A 3,350-nucleotide genomic window follows, 5' to 3' on the forward strand; every position below is an offset into this window, starting at 1 on the left:
ATAAAAAGCAATGCTCTCTTCATATGAACACCTCCTCAAATCCCGATTGTTCTAATCTTTTTTACGCCCACCTTCTTGCCCTTCGGACAAGAAGTATCCCTCGCTCAAAGAGCTCGGTCAATTCCGATTTTCTCAATTCTCCAAACTTGAATTTGTCAAAGAGGATTATTCCAATATTCCACAGTATTTCTATTTACATCATAAAAAGTAATATTACCCGCATTTATAGGCAAGACAATCGCAAAAGGTTTATTGCGGTCAATATCAACCACTTGAATTGTGTTGCCATCATCTATTTCAAGTTGTTGCACCTGCTGTTGATTCATAGAAATAAATGCTCGTTCATTATATCCCTCTACAGTAAACTCCACAATTCCTCTTTGAATCCCCGAAAGAGTTCCACCTCCACGGAAAAAATATCCGAAGGAAAGTCCTGGACGATTGACATAGACGGAAAAAGTGTGGTCGCTCATGTCTTGAGAATAAGAAATATAAGCAGCCATCGTGTTAGAAACGCTTCCATCGAGCGTCCAATCATCTTTAATCTTCTGCGATGAACGAATATCCGTTTCCAAATTGGTCGAAGTCATACCGATGTTATTGTTTGCATAAAGAAATCCAACGAATAAAATGCAAACTAAAACAATCCCTATCACAATTTTAAGAAATCTCTTTTTCATGCTATCAAAACTCCTTGCCAAATTCCGATTTGTTGTCATCTTCATTATACTTCATCGCCTATCGAAAAGATAGCGTATTTTATGAAACTTGTCGGCTGGGAACAACTTGCAACGCAAAGTGTCCCCAGATGGCAAGTCCACAAAAGGGTAGCTGGCTGCAGCCAGCGCAGGGGAAGTGTAGCGTCCCCTGTATGATTTGGAGCAGACCATGACTGCGGAAAATCACAGCCCTCCGGCGAGGAGCCTTCGGAGAACGCAATGCACCAACCTCTGGGTGGTGTATAATTGCGCCCTTAGTAAACTAAGGGGTTTCTGGCTTCTCCCGTTCCAGCAGTTTTTTCAATAGTTCCTGCGTGTCCTGTCTGTGAAAAATGATTTTGAGCAACACCATGACATCATCATCTGTCAGGCGTTCCGGCTCTTGCAGAAAACTTTCCAGCATACCGCCACGGGTACAGAGCCGGTGCGTCCGTTCCTTTCGGGTAAGCTGTTTCAACTGGTGCTGCAATGCCTTTTCATCATTGATGGCTTTCCGCAGTTTCTTTTCGCTTTTCTCCAGCTCCCGGTTTAGCTTTTCCAGCTTTGAGGTATCAGGCAAGGGCAGCGTCCTCCTTTCCCGGTATCAGCACATAAATTCTATTCGGTTCTCCCACGCCCCGACGCACCCGCATGATAAGTCCGGCGGTTTCCAGTTCATTCAGAGAACGCTTGACCGTCATGGGACTGCGGGACAGGACTGCGGCAATGGCTGTGACAGGGAAGCAGACAAACAGGATTCCGTTCTCGTCCTCCTGCCCTTTGAATAGCATAGCGTCCAACATCCGGCAGTACATGACCTTTGCGGTGCTGCTAACTGGAAATCCTGTCAACGCTCTGGGAAATGGCATACATGGCGGCAAGGGTGTGTCTATCGTCATAAATTCAAAATTCATTCGGTGTGTTCCTCCTTTTTCTTTGCTCGTTTGGATAAATAACGGGGGCAGTCAACCACAACCGCCCGGAAGCTCTGCTTGCACCCATGCTGGCATTTCCGGCATAATTCGTTGTAAGTGACACGCCCCCGGTCATTGAGGTAAAAGGAAAGCTCATGCTTCCTCTTTTTGCTCATTCTCGGCATATTGTGTTTCCTCCCGTTTTAGTGTATGGTTTCGGGGCGATTTTCGGCAAAATTACGGTCATAGAGCCGCTTAAAATCTCCCGAAGTATACAGCGATAGGGTAGACTATCCCCCTATCCGATTGTCGTGTTTCGGTATCATTTCGGTGTCAGTTCGCCAGTTCTCCCCGGTGTCGTTCCTCCCCTGAATCTCACAGCGGCGTATCGCTCCCTTTGGTACGCTCGTTTCGGTCAGGATTCCTCCACATCCCTGCCAAAAGTCATGGCACTACATCGCCGGGGAAGCATATCCCACACAGGCTGGTCATTCGATTGGAATAATCCATCGATGAACTACCTGTATCATAGAACATTTTTGTGCCCTGTGCCGTATATCCACAAAGTAGGAATCAGGGGGAAAATCAGAAATTTCCACGATTGCGGAAAGTGTGATATAATCCAGTTAAACGGCAGAAATAAAACCACCGGAAAGGAGCGTGCGCCCATGAAAGTTGCAACAAGCATACAGGAACGCCTTTGGGAACTCCGCAAAGACAAAGGCTTAAATCTGGAAGAACTATCAAAGCTGACGGGCATTTCTAAATCAGCCCTTGGCAGTTATGAAAAAGAGGATTATAAGGAAATCAATCATGGCAACCTTATCACGCTGGCAGACTTCTATGGGGTTTCCGTCGATTATCTGCTGTGCCGGACAGAGAACAGGGAGCAGATCAACACGCCACTGACGGAGCTGCATTTGAACGATGAGATGGTGGCACTGCTGAAAAGCGGTCGGATTAACAACCGTCTGCTCTGCGAACTTGCCACCCATAAGGACTTTATCAAGTTTCTTGCGGACATTGAGATTTATGTGGACGGGATTGCCACCATGCAAATCCAAAATCTCAACTCCCTTGTTGATACCGTCCGGCATGAAATTATTGAACGGTATCGCCCCGGCGAAGATGACCCGCATTTGAAGGTGCTGCAAGCCGCACATATCAGTGATGATGAGTATTTCAGTCACATGGTTCTGGATGACCTCAACCTGATTATCCGGGATATTCGGGAATTCCACAAAAAGGACAGCGAGAGTGCGCCCCAAACTACCGTTGCCGATGAACTGAAAGAAAATCTGGAAGCGGTCGAAAATTTCAAGGGCAGTCGAGATGAAAAACTGGTTATCCTTTACTGCAAGCAGCTTGGTATCAACTATAAAAACCTGTCAGAAGAAGAATTTCGCTGGTTCATTCGTATTCTCAAAAAATCAAAGAAAATGGGAACGCCTATCAGCCAGAGGAAAAAACGGTAAAGGAAAACCGCTGTTGCATGGTTTGTTGGATTCCATGTAGCAGCGGTTTGTGCTGTGGTTATTATTTCATTCGTTTTCTTAATATTCGGCGATAATTTGTTTCTCCCTTTGGTGCGTCCTGTATAATTTCCAACACACCATCTTCAAGCATTTTATCAATGCGATTGGAAATCCATACATCACTAATTCCAAGTTGATATTTTCCTAAAACATTACCTATGACAATAGCCATTTTGAATTGCTCTGGCTGTTCCGCAATTTCA

General features: G+C 45.4%; 6 protein-coding genes. 1 reads left to right on the forward strand and 5 read right to left on the reverse strand.

Translation table 11 applies throughout. From position 1 onward, the window contains the following. Window positions 1-155: 155 nt before the first annotated feature. From DW826_RS15015 to DW826_RS15030, 4 genes are all read right to left on the reverse strand, one after another. Entirely contained in the window at window positions 156-680 is a 525-nt protein-coding gene (locus DW826_RS15015; protein ID WP_009256571.1) for a hypothetical protein, read from the reverse strand. Between the two features lie 301 nt (window positions 681-981). Further along, window positions 982-1,278 carry a DUF3847 domain-containing protein gene (locus DW826_RS15020; RefSeq protein ID WP_117553115.1) on the reverse strand — a complete coding sequence of 99 codons (297 nt, stop codon included), beginning with the start codon at window positions 1,276-1,278 and terminating at the stop codon, window positions 982-984. Continuing rightward, the gene (locus DW826_RS15025; RefSeq protein ID WP_117553116.1) at window positions 1,271-1,612 is read right to left on the reverse strand and encodes a DeoR family transcriptional regulator; all 342 of its coding nucleotides are present in this window, start codon (window positions 1,610-1,612) and stop codon (window positions 1,271-1,273) included. Before DW826_RS15025 ends, DW826_RS15020 begins: the two co-directional genes overlap by 8 nt. Then, window positions 1,609-1,797, reverse strand: a complete 189-nt coding sequence (locus DW826_RS15030) for a hypothetical protein (RefSeq protein ID WP_025544156.1) — start codon at window positions 1,795-1,797, stop codon at window positions 1,609-1,611. The genes DW826_RS15025 and DW826_RS15030 overlap by 4 nt, the downstream gene beginning before the upstream one ends. A gap of 483 nt (window positions 1,798-2,280) precedes the next feature. On the opposite strand from DW826_RS15030, the gene DW826_RS15040 reads away from it, so the two are divergent. Continuing rightward, a complete protein-coding gene (locus DW826_RS15040; RefSeq protein ID WP_008372835.1) occupies window positions 2,281-3,087 on the forward strand; it encodes a helix-turn-helix transcriptional regulator in 807 nt (268 codons plus the stop codon). 61 nt (window positions 3,088-3,148) lie between these two features. Here the strand turns inward: DW826_RS15040 and DW826_RS15045 are convergent. After that, a partial coding sequence (locus DW826_RS15045) for a DUF3658 domain-containing protein (protein ID WP_242994120.1) occupies window positions 3,149-3,350 on the reverse strand: 202 nt, incomplete at its 5' end.

Source organism: Clostridium sp. AM34-11AC (assembly GCF_003435375.1).
Lineage (GTDB): Bacteria > Bacillota > Clostridia > Lachnospirales > Lachnospiraceae > Pilosibacter > Pilosibacter fragilis.